Raw genomic sequence first — 22233 nt, forward strand, 5'->3', positions numbered from 1 at the left:
ACTCCAGTGGATAAGGTCATGTCCGGTACCAGCCGTGTGGGGCGACCTTGGGCAGGTATTTTGCGCGCGGCAGGCTGTCCTCGGTGCGGATCGACCAGGCGAGCAGCGTCTCCAGCATTTGGGTGCGCGTATGCGCGTGGGCAGGATCGACATAGAGGTTGTCGAGCTCGCCCGGATCATTGGAGAGATCGAACAACGCCGCGCGCCCCAGGACGTCGAAGAGCAGCTTGAAGTCTCCCTTGCGCACCATCTTGAGGTTGCCGCTCTGGGTGACGGAATTGAGCTCGTCGATGACTCGCCCCTCGTATGGAAAATGCAGCTCTGGCCGCTCCCCGGGCTCGTAGGGAAGTTCGCCTATGCCTAATTCGGCATAGATGCTGTCGAACTCGCGCTTGGGATAGGCCCTCCCGGTCAGCATCGGCCAGAGGCTGCGGCCCTGGACGCCGGCCGGAATCTCGGCGCCGATCGCCTCGCAGATCGTCGGGAAGATATCGACGAGCGAAACGAAATCCTCCCCGTTGAGCGCCGGCACGATCGAGGGGCCGGCAAAGATCAGCGGCACGCGTACCAGGCATTCGGGAAGCCCGGCGCCTTTGCGCTGTAATCCGTGGTCGCCGACATAATCCCCATGGTCGGAGAGAAAAATGAGAATGGTGTTGTCGCGCAGCCCGCTCTGGTCGAGATGGGCAAGGAACCGCGCGACCTGGTCGTCGATCATCCGCAGCATGCCCGCATAGACCGCCCGGTAGCGCCGCCAGTCGGCATCGTAGCCCGGGCGCTTCTCCTCGAAGAGCTCGGCGAGCCACTGCCAATGCCCGCCCCGCTTTCTGGTGTCCTCAGGCGTGCCGACCCGCTCCGGCATGTCCTCGGGGCTGAACAGCGAAAAATAGGGCTCGGGCGCCTGGTAGGGATTGTGGGGCTCGGGAAGCGAAAGCCAGAGGAAGAACGGGTTTTCCTTGTTCTGGTCGACGCAGGTGATTGCATCGTCGACGATACGGGCGCAGAGCTGGGTCTCGAGCGGAAATGGCGTCGGCTCGGCGGCCACGTGGTGGTTGAGCTCCAAAAGCCACTCGTCCGCCTGGCGTTCCATGTCGTTGGCGCGATCGGCAGGCCCGTGCGTATGGCTATAAGGCGCGCCATAGAAATCGAAGGCGTCTCGCCCGAGATAGCTGTGGTTCTTGCCGGCGAGGTTGACCGTATAGCCGCGGGCGCGCAGCACCTGCGGCAAGTCCTCTGAGAACGTCACACTCTTTTCCGGCGACCAGTTCTGCTTGACCCGCGTGGCCTTGGGAAAGCGCCCCGTCATCAGGCTCGTGCGCGCAGGTGTGCAGGTCGGCATCGGCGTGTAAGCGCGTTTGAAGCGCGTGCCGGTTGCGCCCAAGCGCTCGACCGTGGGCATGGTATCGACCGGAAAGCCCTCTGAGGCGAAGAAGTCCGCCCGCTGCTGATCGGTCATGATCAGGACGATATTGGGATTGTCCGTGTTCAAGCCCTGGCTCCCTCTAGAGCGTTTTCAGCAAAAGTGGACACCACTTTTACGGTTCAAAAACGCGCCAATTCAAAGACTTAGAGCTCCCGTTCCGACGGGAAAAGCTCTGGGAAAGTGTCCGGGCGGCGGATGCCGCCGCCCCGGAAAGATCAGCCGAGGATGCGGTCCGCTTCCGAGAAGAAGTTCTCGGCAGCCGCTTCCGGCGTCGTCTGCTCGAAGCCGACCGAGGCATTGAGCCGGTTGAGGAGCGATTCCAGTTCGCCATGGCCGCTGATCCAGTGCGGCGTCTGGGGCGAGGCGAGGGGCCGAAGCTCCTCGAGATAATTGAGGATCTTGGCACTCGGCGCGTCGGCGGTTTCGGCAAGTATCGCAGAGGCCTTGTCCGAGGCCGGGCCGCCGAGAGTCAGCCCGAGGGTTTGGATTGCCTCTTCGTCATTGAGCAGGAAATCGATGAGCCGGGCCGACTGCTCGACATGGGCCGAGCGGGCCGGTGCGACCCAGAAGTCGAGGGCGCGGATGAGGTGGCCGTTGTCGGAGGCGCCCTCCGGGCTCGGGCAGGCATGAATGCCGAGCTCCTGCGTCATCAATGCCTGAAAGAAGACGAGCTGCTGGCACCAGCCTGTCTGCATGGCCGCGAGGTTGCGCACCATGGGAGAGTTCTGGAATCCCGCGCTTTCCGCTGTCACCGAAGGCGGCGGCGCGCCGCGTTCGGCCCGCATCGAGTGCCAGAATGTGAACCAGTCGGCGAGGTCCTGACGGTCGAAGCCGAGTGCGCCGTCCGAATAGAGCCCCTTGCCGCGCTGGGTGACGAACAACTCGAAAAGGGCAATGAAGCCGCCCGCGTCGTTGGTGCCGTAGTGCTGGTCGCCGCCGGCCTGGCCGAGTTCGATGGCCATATCGCGGAAGGCGTCCCATGTCAGATTGTCGAGGGCGCCGGTGACTCCGGCTGCATCGAGCTTTTCCTGGTTGTAGAAGAGCGCGACCGCGATCTGGTTGTTTCCGATCGCCTGAGTCTGTTCACCCGCCGTCCCGATCTCGACGACCCCCGGATAAAGCCCCGAAATGTCGATGGTTGAACCGATATGCTGGGTGAGGTCGGCGAGCAGCCCGCGCTCGATATAGTCGAAGAGATAGGTCATCGAGTGTCGGTGCACGTCCGGAGCCCCACCACCCGAATACTGTACCGGCAGGCGATCGTAGAAGTCGGCAAAGGGTGCGAACTCGACGCCGACCTGGATGTCCGGGTTCTTCTCGCTAAAGAGTGCCAAGGCCTGCTGCATGCGGTCATGGGTATCCTGGCCGCCATACCAGCTCGCCTTGATCTGGGTGGCCTGGGCGAAGCCCTGCGTGGCCGACCCGAGCCAGAGCGCGGCCGCCCCGCCGATGCTGAGCTTGAGTGCGCCGCGCCGGTCGAGACGCGGACCCCTCGGAAATGTCGTCATGGTCTTTCTCCTCCTGAAAGTTTTTTCATTGGGCTATCCCTTGAGCCCGGTAGTGGCGATGCCCTCGGCGATCTGGCGCTGGAACAGGACGAACAGGATAAAGAGCGGCAGAAGGGTGATGACCGACATCGCAAACAGCATGCCCCAGGCCGATTCCCCGCTGGTGGCGTCGATGAAGAGGTTGAGGGCGAGGGGCGCGGTGTATTTCTCGACCTGGTTGAGATAGATCAGCTGCGAGAAGAAGTCGCTCCAGGTCCAAAGGAACGTAAAGATCGCCACCAGGACCAGCGCCGGTCGGCAGATGGGAAAGATGATGTGCCAGAAGATCTGGTACTTGTTGCACCCGTCCATCTCCGCCGCCTGGTCGAGATCGCGCGGAATGCCGCGGATGAACTGGACCAGAAGGAAGATGAAGAAGGCATCGACCGCGAAGAATTTGGGCAGGACCAGGGGGATGATGGTGTTCACTGCCCCAAGGTTCTGGAAGACGATGTATTGGGGCAGCACCGTCACGTGGAACGGCAGCATCAGCGTGAGGAGCATCAGCCCGAACGCCAGCTTGGAGAACGGGAATTCCAACCGCGCAAACGCATAGGCGGCAACCGAACAAGAGAACAGGTTCCCGACGATCGCCAGCACGCAGATCACCGCGGAATTGAGCATGAAGATGCCGAAGGGCACGCCCAGCCGGTTCCAGCCTTCGAGATAGTTGGCCAGGGTGAACTGCGCCGGGATCAGGCCCGGGTCGGAAAAGATCAGCGACTCCGGCTTGAAGGAGCTGGCGATCAGCCAGAGCAGCGGATAGCTCATCAAGACGGCGACAGCGATGAGCAGCAGCATGCGACCGGCGCGACGGGCGGGGTTCGTTGCTTGGGTGGGGGCCTCGCTCATTCCGGTCAGCTCTCGTAATGGACCCAGAAGCGGGAGGCGTAGAAGGAGAGCGCTGTGAACACCGCGATGATGACGAGCAGCACCCATGCCATGGACATGGCGTAGCCCATGCGGAAGTTTCGGAATCCTTCGAGGTAGAGGTAGAGGGTATAAAAGAGCGTCGAATCGATCGGTCCGCCCGACCCGTCGCTGACCACATAGGCCGGCACGAACGCCTGGAATGCGGTGATCGTCTGCATCACCAGGTTGAAGAGGATGAGCGGGCTGAGGAGGGGTAGGGTGATGCGAAAGAAGCGCTGGACCGGATTGGCCCCGTCCATGATCGTTGCTTCGACCACTTCCTTGGGAATCTGTCGGACGCCCGCCAGGAAGATCACCATCGGTGCGCCGAACTGCCAGACGTTGAGGATGATCAGCGTCCAAAGCGCGTAGCGCGGATCGCCGATCCAGCTCGTCGTCTGGAAGCCCAGGCCCGACAGGCTGATGTTGACGAGGCCCGAGCTGCCGAAGATCTGGCGCCAGAGTACGCCGATGGCGACGCTTCCGCCGAGCAGGGACGGCAGATAATAGACGCCGCGGAAGAAATTGGCCGAGCGTGTCGCTTCCGACAGGGTGACCGCGATGATCAACGCCACCGCAACTGCCAGCGGCACCGAGACGAGCACATAGACGGTCGTGACTTCGAGGGACTTGAGGTAGCGCGGATCGCTGAAGAGGAGACGCTCGTAATTTGCGGTGCCGACCCAACGCGGCGCCGAGAGCAGATCGTAATTGCTGAACGAGAGGACGAACGAGCCGATCATCGGCAACGCCGTCAGCAGCACGATTCCCAGGATCCAGGGCGTCAAAAAGACGAGTGCCGCCCACGCTTCTCCGCGCCGGGAGGCGGCGGTCGCGTCTCTTGTCGCCTGCTTTCCCGTGATCACTGCCTCAACCGTGTCTTGCGCCATTGCTTCGCCTCGGCCGGAATAGGATCAGGCCCCGGCGGCCTTGCGCCCGACCTGCCTTGCCCTGTCGATGCGCTCATGCGGCACCGAGGCGGCGGGCAGGGTGATGATCTCGCGGATGACCTCGACCGGGAGCTTGGGTTCGCGCGATGCTGTCAACAGGCCGTTGGTTTCCTGCTCGGTATCGGTGAGCTGGGTGTAGCAATAACCGGCAAGGAACGGGCTCTCGGCGATCGTGCCGAAGATGTCGCGCAGGCGTGCCTCGAATTCCTCGGCATCCGCCACCGTCGAATAGCCGTGCCAGGCTTCGCCAAGCCTGGGCGTAAAGCTCAAGCCCCCGAATTCGGTCAGCATCACCGGCTGGCCGGCGCGCTCGCGCCCGCCGAGCATGATCCGGCGCCGTGCGGGGCCCATGCCCTGGAGCATGGCCTCGAGGTCCTGAGCGCTGTGGAAGCGGGTGCGCAGGCCCGCTCCGTCCGGGGCATAGTCGTGGATCGACCAGATGTCGCTCTCGACGAGTTCCCAGCCGTCGTTGGAGATGACGGGGCGGCTCGGGTCGAGCGCCTTGGTCAAATGGTAGAGCGCGCTCGCATAGTGAGCCTGGTCGGCACGCGCGGCGATCTGGTGCACGCCCCAGCTTTCATTGAGCGGCACCCAGGCGACGATCGAAGGGTGGCTCTTGTCGCGCCGGATCGCCTCCATCCATTCGCGCGACAGACGCTCGACGGCGGAATTCGAAAAGGCATAGGCGCTCGGCATTTCCTCCCAGACGAGGAGCCCAAGCACGTCGCACCAATAGAGGAAGCGCGGGTCCTCGATCTTCTGGTGGATGCGAACGCCATTGAAGCCCATCGCCTTGATGTGCTCGGCTTCCTTGCGCAACGCCTCGGGGCTGGGCGCCGCCAGATGCGTCTCCGGCCAGTAGTTCTGACCAAGGACGAGGCGAAGATAGTAGGGCAACCCGTTGAGGAGGAAGTGCCCCTCACCCACCTCGACGCTACGAAGTCCGAGATAACTTTCGATCCGGTCGGGCGTCTCGCCATCGAGCACCAGTTCGGCATCGATGAGATTGGGTCGCTCGGGCGTCCACGTCAGATGGTCGCGGTAGGTTCCGTGCTGGAGGGCGGCAATCGAGATATCGAAGGCGATCTCGCTGTCGCTTATCTTGATGGCCTGTTCCGCGAGCGTCTTGCCTTCTGCCGAAAGCCGCAGCGACAGCAACACCGGCCGGGACGGAACCGTGTTGAGCCGCACCTCGCAGCGCACCCGCGACTGCGTGATGTCGGGGACGAAGTGGAGGTCCGTGACGTGGAGATCGGGCACGACGGCGAGCCACACCGGCTGCCAGATGCCGGTCGTGCGGTGATACCAGATATTGTGCGGGCTCTCGAGCCAGTCCTGCTTGCCGCGCGGAAAACGTACGTCGAGCGGCTGGTCTTCGGCCCGCACTACGACGATTTGCTCGTCGCCCTCGACGAGTGCGTGCGTGATGTCGGCATGGAAGGGGACATGCCCGCCCTCGTGGCTTGCAACGCACTGCCCGTTGACCCAGACCGTCGCCGCATAGTCGACGGCGCCGAAATGAAGCTGCAGCCGTTCGCCGGCCGCGATCACCGGCGCCTCAAAACTGCGTCGGTACCAGACGACCGGATGGTATCCAGACGCGGCTATGCCCGAGGCCGTGGACTCGGGTGGGAAAGGCACGTTGATCGTTCGGGTGAAGACATCCGGCTTTTCCGCCCAGTTTTCGCCGGCCCCTCTATCGGCATCGTCATGGGCAAAACCCCAGGCACCGCACAGATCGTACCAGCGCTCACGCCGGAACTGCGGATTGGGGGCGAGCATGGCCGCCGCATCGCGCGCGGAAGTCGTCATCAAGTCTCTCCTCCACCCCGATCGGCACACGTATCCACCCACCGCCAAGCCTGTGGCTCGCGGCGTTGAATAGCCCGCCTGGAAGGGGTTCACATCGATACCGGTTCTCTTTCGACCGGTATGCTAAATTTGTTTAGCACCTTGATTGACCTGCCCGCGCTTGTCAAGCAGGTTACCGCTGAAGGAGGGACCGCAATGAAGAGACGGGTCAAGATGGTCGATGTCGCGCGCGCCGCGCACGTGTCGAAAACGACCGTTTCCCTGGTTCTCAATCAGATACCTGGCGTGCGCATCGCGGAAGACACGCGCCAGCGCGTGCTGCGCGTGGCGCGCGAGCTCGGCTACGAGCCGGGTCCGGCCCTTCACCAGATCGATCCCGATCGCAAGCGCCTCTACGGTGTTCTGATCAACGAGATATCGGCGGCATACCCGATCAACCTGATCGAGGGCATGCAGATCTGGGCGGACGCCCAGGGGGTGCAGATCGTCATCCAGGTAACCGGCGGCATTCTGGACCATGAAGCGGCCGCGCTCGAGAACTTCGCGCGCTTCGGCGTCGACGGCGTGATCTATGCCAGGACCTTCACCGCGATCGTCGAACCGCCTGCCAGGCTCGATGCCTTTCGCCACGTTTTTCTCAATTGCCGGCGCGCTGACGGTGTGGGGGTTGCGGTGCTGCCGGCCGAACGCAGCGGCGGAACGCTCGCGACCGACCATCTCATCGGGCGCGGGCGAAAGCGCATCGCAACGATTACCGGCGACCCCTGGCAACTCGCGGCCAAGGAGCGGCTGGAAGGCTATCATCGCGCCCTTGCTCGCGCTGGCCTGCCACGCGATGGAGCGTTCGAAGCGATTGGGGATTGGGGCCACGAGAGCGGCTTTGCCGCGACCAAACAATTGCTCGAGTTGCCTGATCCGCCCGATGCGATTTTCTGTCAGAACGACATCATGGCGCGCGGTGCACTCGCAGCCTTGCGCGCGCATGGCCGCTCGGTGCCGGCGGACGTTGCCGTTATCGGCTATGATGACCGCGAGTTTGCCAAGAGCCTCGAGCCGACCCTCACCAGTGTGACCTTGCCGCATGTCGAGATGGCTGAGCGCGCCATCCAGTACCTTGCTGCCGGCACACCCTCCGGTGATCGCACCATCTCCGTCCGCGGCGAACTCGTCTTGCGGCAAAGTTCAGGTGGGTAGGGTTCCTCCGCATACCTGCCAATGTGTTCAGGGTTTGCGAAAATGAGGAAGGCCCCCTCACCCGCCGGCTTCGCCGTCGACCTCTCCCCCAAAGGAGAGGTGTCGCGGTGGCAAGCACAGTGCCCCTCTTCACCTCTCCCCGGGGGGAGAGGTCGCCGCAAAGCGGCGGGTGAGGGGGCCTTCCCGCAGGACTTTCTTCAGCCCCGTTACAGGCGGCCAAAAGCGCGCCAGTCACGCATAAAGAAAACACTTCACGCTGCGTCCTTCAGCCTCGTAGGAGGCGGGGATTTCGACGCGGCAGCGGTCCATGACCTTTGGGCAGCGGGCGGCGAACTTGCAGCCGCCGCTGACGGGAAATGTGACTGGGCGCGGTGCGAGCGTCGGCTCGGCCGACCAGGCCTTGTCGGGATCCGCCTGCGGCACCGAGCTCTTGAGGAGCTGGGTATAGGGGTGGAGCGGGCTGCCGAGCACCCGCTCGACCGGCCCCGTCTCGACGATCCAGCCCCGCAGCATCACGCCGATCCTGTCGGCTGTATAATAAGCGGTGGCGAGGTCGTGCGTGATATAGAGGACGGCCACGCCTTCCTTGTCGCGCAGGTCCTTGAACAGGTTGAGGATCGACATCCGCAGCGATGCATCGAGCATGGAGACCGGCTCGTCGGCAACCAGCAGCGAGGGCCGGGTGATCAGCGCCCGTGCGATCGAGACGCGTTGCGCCTGACCGCCCGAGAGCTCGTTGGGATAGCGCCCCCGCACCTCGGCCAGAGTCAGACCGACGACCCGCAGCGCCTCGTCGATGCGCTTGTCGACGTCGGCACCCTTGGCCACCTGGTAGTTCCGCGCCGTCTCATAGAGATAGCTGTCGATACGCTTCATCGGGCTGAAGGTCGCGAACGGGTCCTGGAAGACCGGCTGCACCTCCTTATAGAACCAGGTCCGTTTGTCGCGCGCCGACAGCTCGCCGACAGATCGGCCCTTGTAGTTGAGCGTGCCCTCGCTCGGCCGCTCGAGCCCGAGGACCATCCGCGCCAGCGTTGTCTTGCCGCTGCCGCTCTCGCCGGCGAGCGCGTAGATCTCCGGCTTTCCGGCAGTGAGGGTCAGAGACGCGTCGTCAACCGCCTCGAGCCGCGTCACCGACAGGCCCTGCCGGCTGAGAAAGACCCGCGTCAGGTGGTCGATCTCAAGCAAGGGCTGGTCGAGAGTGTGCTGCATGATCGGCCTCGTCGGTAATCAGGTGACATGCGGCCCGGTGGCCGTCTTCGAGGGTAACGAGCGGGGGCTCGACGCTCTTGCAGATGTCCATGGCGTAGGGGCACCGCGGATGGAAACGGCAGCCCGTGGGCGGGTCGTCGAGTGCCGGTGGGCGGCCGGGAAGGCTCTGGCGCGCCACTTTGTCCTCGAGCGTCGGCAGCGACCCGATGAGGTGCTGCGTATAGGGGTGACGCGGCGCCTTGAAGATGGTGCGTGTATCGGCCTCCTCGACCAGCTTGCCGGCATAGAGCACAGCAATGCGATCGGCCAGGTTTGCCTGCACGCCCATGTCGTGGGTGATGAGCACCAGGGTGCTGCCATGGTCGCGCTGGATGCGCTTCAACAGCTGGATGACGCTGCGCTGCACGACGACGTCGAGCGCGGTGGTCGGCTCGTCGGCAAAGATCAGCTTGGGTGAGAGGATGGTGGCAAGCGCGATGGTGACGCGCTGGCGCATGCCGCCCGAGAGCTGGTGGGGGAAGGATTGGAGAACCCCTTCACGCAGCCCGAATTCGGCAAGGTACGCCTTGACCATCTCGTTGGTCTGGCGCCGCGGCATCGGCCGGTGCGTCGAGATGAAATCGTGGAAGGTGTCGCCGATCCGGCGCACGGGGTTGAGCACATGCATCGAGCCCTGCGGCACGTAGGAGACCCTGGACCAGCGAATGGAGGCGACTTCCGCCTCGTCCATGCCGAGCGCATCGGACGGACCTTCGCCGAAGTCGTAGGCGACTGTACCCTCGACCGGCGTCAGCGGCGGCTCGAACTCCCCGAGCAGCATCTTGAGGAGCGTGGACTTGCCGCAGCCGGATTCGCCGGCAATGCCGTAGATCTCGCCGGGCTGGATGGAGAGCGAAACCCCATCCACCGCCTTGACCGTACGTCTCACTCCGAACGCCTCGGTGATGTAATAGGCCTTGAGGTCCCGTGCTTCGAGAATTGGTGGCTGGGCCAAGAGGCTAACCTTTCGCTTGCAGGCGCGCCAACCGGGTGCGCGGATCGAGATAAGCGGTGAGCCCTACCGAGGCGAGATAGAAGCCGACGACGATCAGCACCGCCGCGGCAATCGGCGCCGCCAGCACCCAGACGCGGTTGGCGAGCAGCGACTGGTAGTAGTTGCCCCAGTAGATCATGGTGCCCAGGCTCTGGGCATTCATGTCGCCGAGCCCCAGCACCGAGAGCGTCACCTCGAGGCCGATGGCAAACAGGAACCCGCTGACGACATCGGCCAGAAGAAAGGGGATGAGGAACGGCAGGTGCTCCCGCACCACCACCTTGACCGAGCGCATCCCCGAAAAGACGGCGGTGTTGGTGAACTCGCGTTCACGCAGGCTCAGGACTTGCGACCGGTAGCGCTTGGAGGGGATGGCCCAGTCCAGAAGCCCGATCATCACGCCGAGCGCGACGAGCGTCATGTGGCCGCGCAGCATGGCGGCGATGAGGATGAGCAGCGGCAGGCGCGGAATGACAATGAAGGAATCGACGAGCCCCGACAGGAACCGGTCCCAGCGGCCGCCCAGATACCCGGAGATCATGCCGATCATCACCCCGATGCCCCGGCCGATGATGACGGCAAGACCGGCAACGATGAGGGTGTTGCGCACCGCAAAGGTCAGCATCCAGAAGACGTCCTGGCCCTGCGAGGTGGTGCCGAACCAGTGCTCGAGCGAGGGCGGAGCGGCGCGGGGGACTACCCGCCGTGCCTCGGGCGCATAGGGCGAGAAAAACGAGAGACCCGCCAGGATGAAGACCACCACCAGAATGAGCGACCCGTAGCGGAAGGCGGAATTGTAGCGGAAGAGGTCCCTGATCGTGGTCAGCATGGTTCCGCCCTCACCGGTAGCGCACGCGCGGGTCGATCAGCGGGTAGCAGAGATCGACCAGCAGGGAAGCGGTGGCGATGCCAACGATCGAGAGCAGCGTGATGCCCATGATCATGTTGTAGTCGCTCGCATTGATGGCATTGAGCAGCAGATAGCCGAGACCGGGATAACCGAAGACGACCTCGGTGATCAGCGCGCCCTCGAAGATCGCCGCCAGCGACAGCGCAAGGTCGGTGACCTGCGGCAGCATGGTGTTGCGGATGACGTAGCGGAAGACGATCCTGCGCTTGGGGAGCGCCGCGATCTCGGCAAAGCGCACATAGTCCGAGGAGCGCTCGGTGCTGGCCAGGGCCTTCGACATGATGAAGCGGAACGCCGTCGCCCCGATCACCAGCGAGAGCGCCGGCAGGAACCCATAATAGACGAGCGAGCCGATATAGCTCCAGCTGAAGCTCGCCGTGCCGCGGCTGCCGCCCACCAGCGGGAAGATCGGCAGGTAATAGGTAAAGAGCATCAACAGGATGAAGGCGACGATGTAGTAGGGGATCGGATAGATCGAGACGAGTGTGTTCTCGACCGCCTTCGACCACCACCGGTCGGGGAAATAGCCGGCAAGTCCGCCAAGCACGAGCCCTAGCGTCCAGGCTATGATCGTCGAGAGTCCCAGGAGCCCGATCGTCCACCAGATGCCCGAGCCGATCATATCGGCGACGGTCGTCGGAAAGGCGCTGAAGGACGGGCCGAGATCACCGCGCAGCACCCGCCCCCAGAAGTTGAGGTACTGGGTGAGAAGGTTCCCTTCCAGGCCATAGAGATCCATCAGCGACTGGCGCAGCGCAAGCGTTGCTTCGGGCGAAAGCGTCTGGAAGGCGGTAAGGCGCCCCATCGCCTGATCGATCGGATTGATCGGCGACATGCGCGGGATGAGGAATGTCAGGGATACGCCGATGAAGATGACGATGGCCCACTGGATGAGCCGTGGGACGATGTATTCCTTTAAGAGCGTCATGAATGGCGGCGTCCCGAATGCGGTCTGAATAGGGGTCTCGGAGCGGGGAAGGGCGGTTGCCGCCCTTCCCACCTGCCGGCTTGCTATTCGGCGACCGGCCGCAGACTCTGGAAGGTGTACTTGCCTCCCTGGAACCAGTAGAGCGGCATGCGTTCCGGATTCTCGGCGGTCGGGAACCCGGTCCAGTAGCGCTCATCCCAGGTGACGAACTTCTTGAAGCTGATCGTGGTGATGAAATACATCTCCTCGGTCCAGTGCTTGAGGAAGTCTGTCACCAGTTCGTGGTTCTCTTCGCTCCCTGGCTCGACGGCAGCCATCGCATCAATCAATTCGCCGACCCGGGGATCGTTGATGCGCTGGAAGTTGTTGCCGCCGAGGGACCGGTAGTCCTCGCCGACCGGCACATAGAAATCAGGATGCCAGCCGCGGATCTCGGGCCAGGCGTCCCCCGAGGCGAGCGCGAAGCTGTACCACGGGGTCGAGACCTGGAACTGGCCCTCGATGTGGTTCTGATCCCAGACGCTGCGCTCCGGCCCCTGCAGGTCGACCTGGATGCCGAAATCGGTCCACATGTCGGACGCGGCATTGGCCATGCGGAAGGCGTCGTTCTCGTCCGGAGGGGATTGGAGGCTCAGCACCCAGGGCTCTCCATCGGGCTTCAGCCACTGGCCCGAGCCGTCGCGGCTGAAGCCGTTCTTGACGAGGAGCGCTTCGGCCGCCTCGGGGTCGAACTTCCACCAGCCGCTCCCGAACACCTCGCGCGGCGTACCGGGCACGTCATATCCCTGACCCTCGGCCCATTCGGCGATGCGATCGGGCACGGTCGGATCGTAGGGCTTGTACATCTCGCCATTGCCGAGATCGATCTCGAGGTCGATGAGCCATTCTTCGAGCGGCTCGTGGTAGAGCGAGACGAGCTCGCCGGTCGGCGGCACCGGGATCGGCGTCACCTTGACCACGCCCCCTATATATTCGGTCTGCAGCTCGACGATGTCTAGGGCGAGCGCCAGAGCCCAGCGCACGTCCTTGTTAGCGAAGACGGGATCGTTCTCCTGGTTGAAGACGAACTGGCGCGAGCTGACTTCGTTGGGGTAGGCCCAGGGGAACTCCTGGTACCAGGAGCGGGCGGTCGGCGTGGTGTCGAGCGTCTCCTGGAACGCCTCGAAATCGGCGTCGAAATAGACATCGAGCTCGCCGCGCGACATGGCGATGGCCTTGCGGGTGCTGTCGCCGTAGAAGATGGAAAGGATATTCTCCGGCCCTGGATTGTTCGTCTCGACACCCGCCGGCGACCGCTCCCAGTCCTCGCGGCGCTCGTAGAGCTCCCAGAACCCGTTCGGGTCAGCCTGCACCGGAATGTAGGTGCCGAGCACCACCGGCGGGTTGTTGGTGAAGGTGGCGAGGTCTTCGACCTCCTCGAACACGTGCTTGGGCATCATGTAGATGCCGTTCCAGCGCGCTTCGAACAGCGAGTGGAACCGGGCGTTCGGTTCGGTGAGCGTGAAGGTGACCGAGTGGTCGCCGGTCTTCTCCACGCTTTCGACGAATTGGTTGAGCTGGGCGTGCCAGCCATTGGCACCGAGCTCGGGCGTGCTCTTGAGCGTCTCGATGGTATAAACGAGGTCGTCGGCGGTGAATTGGACGCCGTCGCTCCAGAAGATGTTGTCGCGCAACTCGACGCTCATCTGCGTGTAGTCGTCGTTGTATTGCGGCGGAGCGCTCGCCGCATCATTCACCAGTGCGCCCGTTTCCTGGTCGCGGATCCAGAGCGTCTCGAGGAACATGGCGTGCCGGGTGGGGTTCTGCGGCCCGAGGACCCAGAAGTTGTAGTTGCCCACCACGTTGTAGCGCAGGATCTGATCGGAAACGAACAGTTGCTCGCGTGGGACATCGACCGGCAACCCTGACGGCTGCGCCATGGCGCCGCCGACCGGCAGGCCAATGGCCGCGGTCAAAAGTCCTGCTAAGACTAGGCGTGAAAACATAGTCGCTCTCCTCCCTGAAGCTGAGCACCGCCCCTCCGGCGGTTTCTGTAGTCGGACTATGACAGGCAGGTGAGCGGCCTCCGTTCCGCTTCGTTCACCGCCGTCCTGTTGCCGGTCCTCGGCCTCCTCTTTTTATAGCACCAGTCACGGCTCGCGCTGGTGCAACTTGCCGTGTCCGCAGCGTTCATTCCGGCTGTCCGTGCGTCCCTCGCACGCCTGCCGAATGTTCGCGACCGAGGGCCGCCGCTGCGCAGTCCATCGGCCTGCGCCGCAGTGAAACCCATCGAAGTAAGCACTCGGCTTCTGCCAGTGTCAATCAAAATCAATCAATTCGACCAACCAGATTGGAGGGCATGACCAGTTCAGTAGGTTCTGTGCTCGAAGTTGATCGCTTGTGATTGACAGCGCCAGGAGACGGTGCAAGATTGTCCCTGCCTGGGAGGGTGCCGCCAAGATTTCGCGCGGGTCGTTCATGTTCTCGCTACTCTCTGGGAGGAGAGGGCGAAAATCACGAGAGAAAACGTAGGGCTAAGCCGGCTGCCGGGCAGCTGGCGAAGGAGGAGCGAGTGTCTGCAGGGATCAAATGGTCCGCGCGCGATTGCGCCCTGTCGAGGGCGCAACGTGCAACGGTTTACGGAACCGGTGGTCCGGGATCAGCCCGAAGGTCGGTCCAATGAACGGGCAGAAGAAGCCAAACATCCTGCTGATCGGCATCGACTCGCTGCGGGCCGATCACATGAGCCTTTATGGCTATCCACGTCTGACGACGCCCCATATCGCCGAGTTCGCCAAGGGCGGCGTGGTCTTCGAGAACACGTTCAGCCCGCACATCCCGACGACCAGCGCCTATGCCTCGATGCTGACCGGCCGGGACTGCTTCGGCACACAGGTCGTGGCGCTCCGCCACAAGGGGGGCCTGCGCCCCGACATCCGCACGCTCGCCGAGGTCCTGGGCGCCGAGGGCTACAACACCACCTGCGTCGGTTTTACCGGCAACCCGAGCTCCAGGGGCTTCGAGAAGTACCTCGATTATGCCGGCTGGGGCAGCTGGAACGAGGGGCGCAGCCCCAAGGCGCAGAACCTCAACGCGGTCACCATGCCCGAGCTCGACCGGCTGGTTGAGGACGACAAGCCGTTTTTCCTGTTCCTGCGCCACATGGATCCGCACGCGCCTTACCTGCCGCCTGAACCCTTCGAGCGCATGTTCTACCACGGCAACGAGACGGATCCCGCCAACAGATCGATGGAGCCGGTGATGGCCTTCAAGCCGTTCGCCGATTTCTTCCGCGCCTGGATGCCGCCCGGCATCTCGGACAAGGACTATGTGGTTGCCCAATACGACGGAGCCATCGCCTATATGGACACGGCGCTCGCCACCATCTTCACTGCCCTCGAAGCCCGCGGCGTGCTCGACGACACCATCGTCGTCATCAACGGCGACCATGGCGAGACCCTCTACGAGCACGAGTGCTGGTTCGATCACCACGGCACCTACGACAACGTCCTGCACGTGCCGCTTGTCATCCGCTATCCCCAGAGGATTCCGGCCGGCAAGCGCCTTGCCGGTTTCAATCAGCACAAGGACCTGATGCCGACGATCCTCGAACTGGCGGAAATCCCTTTCGAGGACCCGCACGAGGGCCGCAGCCTCATGCCGATGATTGCCGGCGAGGTCGAGCACTACGATCAGGAATTCTACATCACCGAGTGCACCTGGATGCACAAGCACGGCTGGCGTACGCCCGAGTGGAAGCTGATCGTGGCGCTCGAGCCCGACTTCCATTTCAAGCCGGAGGTCGAGCTCTACAACCTCAAGGACGACCCGCAAGAAAACAACAACCTCGCTGGCGAGCGCCCGGAGGTCGTCGCCGATCTCAAGGCCCGCATGCAGGCCTGGATCGAAAAGCGCGAGAAGGAAACAAGCATGCCCAACCCGATCTACGAGCAGGGCGACTGGCACGGCCAGGCCGGGGTGGGGGCGTTCAAGACCTCCCAGCAGGCCTACGACACCCTCCACATCGGCGATCCGAAGCAGGCCGCACGCCTGCAGGCCGAGTCCCGCAAATAAAGTCGGTGGGGCCGGTCCCCGGCCCCGCATCCCACCCCTACGACCATCCCCAAGAGGCAGGACTCATGTCCCTTAACGTTGCGATCGTCGGTCTCGGCAATATCGGCAACACCCACGCCCGCGTCTACGACGAGCACCCGCAAACGACCATCGTCGCGGTCTGCGACGCCATCGAGGAGAAGGCCAAGGAGGGAGGCGAGCGCTACAAGTGCCGCGCCTTCACCTCGGTCAAGGACATGGTCGAAGCGGGGCTCGATATAGACATTGCCAGCGTTGCGACGGCCGGCGAGGAGAATGGCGGGCACCACTACGAGCCGACCATGGCGCTGCTGGAAGCCGGTATCCCCGTGCTCGGTGAGAAGCCCATCTCCAACAGGATCGACGAAGCCGAGAAGATGGTGGCGCTCGCCAAGTCCAAGGGCCTGCGCTACGGCATCAACCTCAATCATCGCTTCACGCCGGCGGCCCTGCGCCTGAAGGAGTGGATCGATAGCGGACGGCTCGGCCCGCTGAACATCGCGCGCATGACCATGTGGATCAACAATCCCAACGAGAGCGCCCCCTATTTCCACATGCGCGCGCTCCACCCGCATTCGCTCGACGTCATGCGCTACTTCTGCGGGGACGTTGCCAAGGTGCAGGCCTTCTTCAAGAAGGGCGAGGGCCGTCAGATCTGGTCGAACGTCCAGGTCAACCTCATGTTCGAGAGCGGCCTCATCGGCAGCCTCACCGGCTCCTACGACGCCGGTCCCGGCTATGGGCTCGAAACGCTCGACCTGATGGGCTCCAACGCGCGTGCGGTACTGCGCGACGCCTGCGAGGAACTGGAGTTCTATCCGCGACGCTCGCCCGAGATCGAACGCTATTCGTGTCTCGGCGGCATGCAAAAGTTCCCGGAGACCTTCAAGAGCCGCATCACGCGCTGGATCGAGCAGAACCTGGAGGGTGCCGCGCCCGAGGCGATCGACGCCTCCGGCGAGGACGGGCTCAAGGTGCAGCGCATCATCGAGGCGGCGATCAAGTCCTGGGAAACCGATACGGTGGTCACGCTCTAGATGTCGCTCGTCACCATCATCGGCCGCGGCCACGGCGGCACGCGCGCCATCTCCCACACGCTCTATGCGAGCGGCGTCTATATGGGCCAGACCCTCAACGCCTCCGGCGACCTGGTGCCGCCCGAAGCGATGTACGAGGCCTGCCGGATCTTCGCGCGCTACGTCGATTGGACCGGCGGCCTCGAATGGGACTTCAGCCGCGCCCTGAGCGCCGAGATCCCTGCCGAGTTCAGGCAGCTGATCGAAAAGTATCTCGCCGCAGTACTCACCAGCAAAGCCGAGCACCGCGGCTGGAAGATCCCGGAAACGACGCTGGTCTATCCCTGGATCCAGCGCATGTTCCCCGAGGCCCGGTATGTCTTCTGGATTCGCGATCCGCGCGATTCAATCCTGGCGACCCACAAGACCGACGATATGGCCGATTTCGGTATCGACTATCCAAGGTCCGACGACGTCCTGCGCCGGCGGGCGATCTCCTGGAAATATCAGTACGACCTGGTGCAGGCGACCCCGAAACCTGCGCACTGGCTGGAAGTGCGCTTCGAAGACTTCGTGGACGACCAGGAAGCGACGCTCGAACGGCTCGAGAGATTCCTCGGCTACGACCTGGCGCGCATCATCGTGCGGCCGGACGCGGTCGGGCGCTGGCGGAGCAGGCCCGGGAAAGACGTGTCGTTCGACTTCTTCGAGCCGGCCCTCAAAGCCTATCGCTACGATATCTGAAGCGGGATGCGAAAAAGTGGGAACCGGTTTTTCGCGACAATCCCGCTACAACAAGAAGTAGAGAAGCGCGTGGCTTGACTCAGTCAAGTCACGTCGCGATCGAGCCGGCCGCCTGAGCGGTCGGGAACCGGAAGGTAAAACTGGGAGAGAGCAATGAAGCTCGGCGCCAACACCGTCCTCTTTGGCGGACACGACATGGAGACGGCCTTCAAGTATCTGGCCATGGCCGGGTATGACGGGGTCGAGGTCTCAGCCATCAATGGCATGAGCGAGCACCTCGTCATCGAGCGCTGGCGCGAGATCGCGCCGCAGGTGAAGCGCCTGGCGGCCGACTATGATCTCGAGCTCCTCGCCATGGAGCAACCTTCGCGCGACCCGCAGGTGATGGAGGAGGCGATGCAAGCCGCCGTCGAGATCGGCATCCCCATCATCAATTGCGGGCCGGGCGGCAAGACAGGCGACGAGGCGAGCCTTACAGAATCGATCGATGCCCTGGGCAAGCTTGCGCAGATGGCCGAGCGCTATGGCGTGACCCTTTGCGTCAAGGCCCATATCGGCCATTCGGTGCACGACACCCCGACGACGCTCAAGGTCATGGAGGCGATTTCATCCCCGGCTTTCGGCATTGACATGGATCCCTCGCACATCTTCCGCTCAGGCGAGAACCCGGTCGAGGCGATCGCCGCGGTCGTTTCCCGCGTCAAGCACGTCCACATCCGCGACTGCCTCAAGGGCCTGACCGGACCGGGCAAGCCGGAAGAACAGGCGAACGGGCGCGGCGACATCGACCTCGTCGGCTATATCCGCACACTCCACGAGGCCGGCTATACCGGGCCGCTCGATCTCGAGGTGATCGGTGCCAAGGACCATTCGGTCGAGCAATGCGCCGTGATCGCCGCCGAGGCGCGCGGCCATATGCAGGCCTGCCTCCAGGCGTGCGGCGCTCGCTGACGTTTTTGCGGCTCGAAAACGCGATAATTCAATGATTTGGATCTCCCGATCCGGTTCAAAAAAAGCTCTAGGGCTCGAAGAGCCGCGCTGCGGCAAAGCGGGTCACCGCGTCATCGACCTTTTGGGGCGTGATCTCTTGGCCGGATTGAGCCGTGAGCGCTTGGGCGATGTCGGCGCGGCTGCGGCTGCCGTCGCATAGGGTGAGGAATGTCCGCGTCAGCTCCTGGTCGGCATTATGCTCCAGGGAGAGCTTGCTGTGCCTCAGGGTGATCGTGTCGGGCCCGAGGCTCATCATTGCCCGTACGAGCCCCGGGGTGCGCGGGCGCTCGCCGGGGCTCGTGGTGAAGTTTTGCGGGGTGCCGTGCGCGGTCACGAGGGTGCGGATCGCCAAGCGCCGAACTTCGCCGGCGAGGATCACGCGGTCGCCCCCGATGCGCTCGGCGAGATCGGCAAGCGTCAGTTCGTTTGGAGACACAGTGAGCAGTTCGTCCATCACCGCGCAAACAAGTGGCGTGCGCGCCACCACGTGAGCGGCCCCGTCCGTATAGGCGATGATCGCCTCGCCCTCCTCATCCCGGCTTTCGATCCGCTCGCCCATGTAGCCGAACGAGAGCTCATCGAGACCGTTCGGCGCCGGGGGCGGGGGCGCATCGACACGCACGAGGAGCTCGCGACGGAACTGGTGGGCACCGCGCAATATCTCCATGATGTTGCTGCGCTCGGCCGGATCGTCGCTCGCTTGCGCCAACAGCGCTTTGGCCTCGTCATCGAGGTCACCGGTATAGAGGTCGAAAAGGCTCGCGTCCCCGGCGCAGCGCAATCCCGCGGTACCCGCTGCGGCGCGAAAGTCAGCAAGGGTGATGGGCGCGTAGTGCTCAGCCAGCCAGTCGTGGACGAAATAGCCCTGCATGTAACGGGGCAGGTCGTTCATTAATTGGTCGAGCTGGACCTTGAGGCGGGACTGGGAGTGCTGGTTGCGTGCAAGGATCGCCAGCAGCCGCACGGCAGCATCGACACGGGCTTCGAGCCCGGCAATATCGGCAACGCGCTTGACGAGGAAGCGGTTGATCGCCGCCTTGGGCGCGGCGGCGGGCAGTGCGTCAAAGCTGATATAGGCAACGCCGCCTGGCTTCAGCCGCGCGCCGATGAGATCGAGGAGCGGCTGGCGTACGAAATAGGGGATCCAAGTGTAGACCCCGTGGCAGATGATGTAATCGAAACCCTCGCCGGCGAGCGGGTAGGTGGCAACATCGCCGACCGCCAGCTCGACATTGGCGAGGCCCGACAGAGCGAGCACATCGCGGCCGCGCGCGATGGCGGCGCGCGAGAGGTCGAAGCCGACGCAGCATGCTTGCGGACTGACCGCGGCAATGCCCATGAGGTTGTAGCCGTCCCCGCAGCCGATCTCGAGGATGGAAGCGGTTGCCGGGTCCGGCCCGCGCCAGCCGTGCAGCAGCCCGGCCGCGCGGATGCGGTCCGGGGTTTGCAGCGCGTTGACCCCGCTCGGATATTGGATGGCGTCGTAGGCGAAAGGGGCGGCATCGACGACTTCGGCCATCACGGGCTCCTCCCGACCTAGAGCGTTTTCAGCAAAAGTGGACACCACTTTTGCGGTCCGAAAACGCGTCACTTCAAGATTTAGAGCTCACGTTCCGATGCAATCGGAACGTGAAAAGCTCTGGCGGCCGGCGCGCTCATTGTCCCTGACCGGGCGCGGCGGCAAGCGCGTCGGTCAGGAACAGCGTCCAACGCTCGACCGCCTGGGTGTCCACCTCGAGAAATTTGCCCTGACTGTGGCCGCGTTGCCAGCAGGAGTCGATCCCCAAAATGGCAAAGCGGCGCGTACCGATGCACATGTCGACATTGCCATCGAGGATCGGCTGGCCGAAGACGTCGATGGCATAGACATAGATGTAGCGGTTAACGAGCTCGTCGCGGATCACGGTGGCGCACTGGTTGGAGCCGATCGTCCACCACCCCTCGGTGCGGAACGCCTCACCTGCGCTCTGGCCAATAGCGACGTTGACCACATCGAGCGTCTGATTGCAGACATCGAACTCGGCGCGGGCCGGCAGCGCGAATGACCAGAAGCCTGCGGCAAGGGCAATTCCCAGCAACAGCCGGTCGTCAACAGGGTTGTGAAGGCGGCGGGCCATCGGCTGCACTTTCCCTCTTGAAGTCTCGGCCCCTAGAATGCTCTGCTTGCCGAAGGGCAGCAAGGGAGGCAAGGGCATGCGGACGATCCGAGCGTTGGCAGCCGCTGGAGCATTACTGGCGTGCCTTGGGGTGCCGGCGAGGGCGCAGGATGCGGAGTCTCCGGCCGGCGCCCTTTACGTTCAGCTCAACAATGTCCAGACGGTCGGTGCCGATTGCCAGCTGACCTTCGTGATGCGCAACCAGACGGGCGAGACCATCACCCGCAGCGCCTATAACATGGCGATCATCGATGTGGACGGACAGGTTTCGACCCTCATCACCTTCGAGTTCCTGCCGCTGCCGGCGGGTGATACGAAGGTGCAGCAGTTTGCGCTGGCCGGTCAGAGCTGCGAAGCGCTCTCCGGACTGCTCGTCAATGAAGTGGTGACGTGCGAAACACCGGCGGGAAAATCGGAGCTCTGCGCTGCGGATTTGCGCCAGTCCTCGAGGGTAGACGTTGCGTTTCCTTGGGACCTCGAGGTGGATTTCTAGAGCAACGTGCGAAAAGGTGAATGCCGGCTTTTCGCAAGAAGCGTTGCGACAACTAAGAACCAGTGCCGGCGCTCTGATGAGACTCTAGCGCGTTCGACGTTGGCCAACGCAACTGTCCTGGTCTGGCGCAAACGCGAGGACTGCGGAATCTAGAGCCGGCCCGAATTCCAGGCCGGGCGGGAGGTACCGATGCTCGAGGTCATCATTGGCCAGCTCTTCTCGCTCGGCGGGCCGATCCTCGTCCTGCTGATTGCCATGTCGCTCCTTGGGCTCACTGCCGCGATCTACAAGGCCCTGCAATTCGCCAGGCTCGGCGTCGGCCGCCACGGCGGCTCGCGTCGCGCCCTGGCGGCGTGGACAACGGGCGACGCGCGCGGCGCTCTCGACATCGCCGGTGCCGATCGAGCCGCGATCAGCAGGGTGATCGCGGCGGGGATGACCGCACTCATCAGCAACCCGGGGGACGTGGCGCATGCCGAGCAGGTCGCCGCCCAGGAGGCGCAGCGGTTCCTTGCCACCCTTTCGCGGTACCTGCGCGCCATCGAGTCCATTGTCCAGGCCGCCCCGATGCTGGGGCTCTTGGGCACCGTCATCGGCATGATCGATGCCTTCGCCAACGTTGCCGCCGGCGGCGGAGCGGCCGATCCCTCGGCACTTGCCGGCGGCATCTGGGTGGCCCTGACGACGACGGCACTGGGGCTGATCGTCGCCATTCCCTTCTATTTCATCTCCGTCTGGCTCGAAGGTCGCCTCGATGCCGAGCGAACGGCTCTCGAACTGGCGATCAGCGAGGTGACCCTTGCCCGCGTCCGCCCCGCATAGGCCGCCGGCTGGGTCCGGAG

The 22233-nt window shown here is 63.7% G+C and carries 19 protein-coding genes; 7 read left to right on the top strand and 12 right to left on the bottom strand.

Annotated features, from left to right (window positions below; translation table 11 throughout):
- Positions 1–16 precede the first annotated feature (16 nt).
- The 5 genes from QQK18_RS26365 to QQK18_RS26385 form a co-directional block, all read right to left on the bottom strand.
- On the bottom strand, positions 17–1489 hold the full coding sequence (locus tag QQK18_RS26365; protein ID WP_284343397.1) for a sulfatase family protein: 1473 nt from the start codon (positions 1487–1489) through the stop codon (positions 17–19).
- Between the two features lie 149 nt (positions 1490–1638).
- On the bottom strand, positions 1639–2931 hold the full coding sequence (locus QQK18_RS26370) for an ABC transporter substrate-binding protein (RefSeq protein WP_284343398.1): 1293 nt from the start codon (positions 2929–2931) through the stop codon (positions 1639–1641).
- 33 nt (positions 2932–2964) lie between these two features.
- A complete protein-coding gene (locus QQK18_RS26375; protein ID WP_284343399.1) occupies positions 2965–3822 on the bottom strand; it encodes a carbohydrate ABC transporter permease in 858 nt (285 codons plus the stop codon).
- A gap of 5 nt (positions 3823–3827) precedes the next feature.
- Complete coding sequence (locus tag QQK18_RS26380) at positions 3828–4772, bottom strand: carbohydrate ABC transporter permease (protein WP_284343400.1); 945 nt, start codon at positions 4770–4772, stop codon at positions 3828–3830.
- A gap of 24 nt (positions 4773–4796) precedes the next feature.
- Positions 4797–6644 (bottom strand): glycoside hydrolase family 2 protein, encoded by a 1848-nt coding sequence (locus tag QQK18_RS26385; RefSeq protein ID WP_284343401.1) that lies wholly within the window; start codon positions 6642–6644, stop codon positions 4797–4799.
- A 195-nt stretch (positions 6645–6839) separates the two neighbouring features.
- Here QQK18_RS26385 and QQK18_RS26390 point away from each other — a divergent pair, with 195 nt between their 5' ends.
- Positions 6840–7838, top strand: a complete 999-nt coding sequence (locus QQK18_RS26390; protein WP_284343402.1) for a LacI family DNA-binding transcriptional regulator — start codon at positions 6840–6842, stop codon at positions 7836–7838.
- A gap of 231 nt (positions 7839–8069) precedes the next feature.
- Here the strand turns inward: QQK18_RS26390 and QQK18_RS26395 are convergent, their stop codons facing one another.
- The 5 genes from QQK18_RS26395 to QQK18_RS26415 form a co-directional block, all read right to left on the bottom strand.
- Positions 8070–9050 (bottom strand): ABC transporter ATP-binding protein, encoded by a 981-nt coding sequence (locus QQK18_RS26395; RefSeq protein WP_284343403.1) that lies wholly within the window; start codon positions 9048–9050, stop codon positions 8070–8072.
- Positions 9019–10044: an ABC transporter ATP-binding protein gene (locus tag QQK18_RS26400; protein ID WP_284343404.1), complete on the bottom strand. Its 1026-nt coding sequence runs from the start codon at positions 10042–10044 to the stop codon at positions 9019–9021. Before QQK18_RS26400 ends, QQK18_RS26395 begins: the two co-directional genes overlap by 32 nt.
- Before the next feature lie 4 nt (positions 10045–10048).
- Positions 10049–10912 (bottom strand): ABC transporter permease, encoded by an 864-nt coding sequence (locus tag QQK18_RS26405; protein WP_284343405.1) that lies wholly within the window; start codon positions 10910–10912, stop codon positions 10049–10051.
- 10 nt (positions 10913–10922) lie between these two features.
- Positions 10923–11921: an ABC transporter permease gene (locus QQK18_RS26410; RefSeq protein WP_284343406.1), complete on the bottom strand. Its 999-nt coding sequence runs from the start codon at positions 11919–11921 to the stop codon at positions 10923–10925.
- A gap of 83 nt (positions 11922–12004) precedes the next feature.
- Positions 12005–13906: an ABC transporter substrate-binding protein gene (locus QQK18_RS26415; RefSeq protein WP_284343407.1), complete on the bottom strand. Its 1902-nt coding sequence runs from the start codon at positions 13904–13906 to the stop codon at positions 12005–12007.
- Between the two features lie 673 nt (positions 13907–14579).
- On the opposite strand from QQK18_RS26415, the gene QQK18_RS26420 reads away from it, so the two are divergent.
- The 4 genes from QQK18_RS26420 to QQK18_RS26435 all read left to right on the top strand — a co-directional run bounded on the left by QQK18_RS26420 (position 14580) and on the right by QQK18_RS26435 (position 18703).
- Positions 14580–15974 carry a sulfatase family protein gene (locus QQK18_RS26420; RefSeq protein ID WP_284343408.1) on the top strand — a complete coding sequence of 465 codons (1395 nt, stop codon included), beginning with the start codon at positions 14580–14582 and terminating at the stop codon, positions 15972–15974.
- Positions 15975–16039: 65 nt separating this feature from the next.
- Entirely contained in the window at positions 16040–17029 is a 990-nt protein-coding gene (locus QQK18_RS26425) for a Gfo/Idh/MocA family protein (RefSeq protein WP_284343409.1), read from the top strand.
- On the top strand, positions 17030–17752 hold the full coding sequence (locus tag QQK18_RS26430; RefSeq protein WP_284343410.1) for a sulfotransferase family protein: 723 nt from the start codon (positions 17030–17032) through the stop codon (positions 17750–17752). It abuts the gene before it with no gap.
- Positions 17753–17905: 153 nt separating this feature from the next.
- Entirely contained in the window at positions 17906–18703 is a 798-nt protein-coding gene (locus QQK18_RS26435) for a sugar phosphate isomerase/epimerase family protein (protein WP_284343411.1), read from the top strand.
- A gap of 67 nt (positions 18704–18770) precedes the next feature.
- On the opposite strand, the gene QQK18_RS26440 is transcribed toward QQK18_RS26435, so the two are convergent.
- Entirely contained in the window at positions 18771–20261 is a 1491-nt protein-coding gene (locus tag QQK18_RS26440; RefSeq protein ID WP_284343412.1) for a class I SAM-dependent methyltransferase, read from the bottom strand.
- A 136-nt stretch (positions 20262–20397) separates the two neighbouring features.
- A complete protein-coding gene (locus tag QQK18_RS26445; RefSeq protein ID WP_284343413.1) occupies positions 20398–20859 on the bottom strand; it encodes a DUF1036 domain-containing protein in 462 nt (153 codons plus the stop codon).
- Positions 20860–20935: 76 nt separating this feature from the next.
- Here QQK18_RS26445 and QQK18_RS26450 point away from each other — a divergent pair, with 76 nt between their 5' ends.
- Positions 20936–21391, top strand: coding sequence for a hypothetical protein (locus QQK18_RS26450; RefSeq protein ID WP_284343414.1), 456 nt, complete (start codon positions 20936–20938; stop codon positions 21389–21391).
- Positions 21392–21580: 189 nt separating this feature from the next.
- Positions 21581–22213, top strand: coding sequence for a MotA/TolQ/ExbB proton channel family protein (locus tag QQK18_RS26455; RefSeq protein WP_284343415.1), 633 nt, complete (start codon positions 21581–21583; stop codon positions 22211–22213).
- The last annotated feature ends 20 nt before the right edge of the window (positions 22214–22233 follow it).

Origin of the sequence: Devosia nitrariae, assembly GCF_030160115.1 — a bacterium.
GTDB lineage: Bacteria > Pseudomonadota > Alphaproteobacteria > Rhizobiales > Devosiaceae > Devosia > Devosia nitrariae.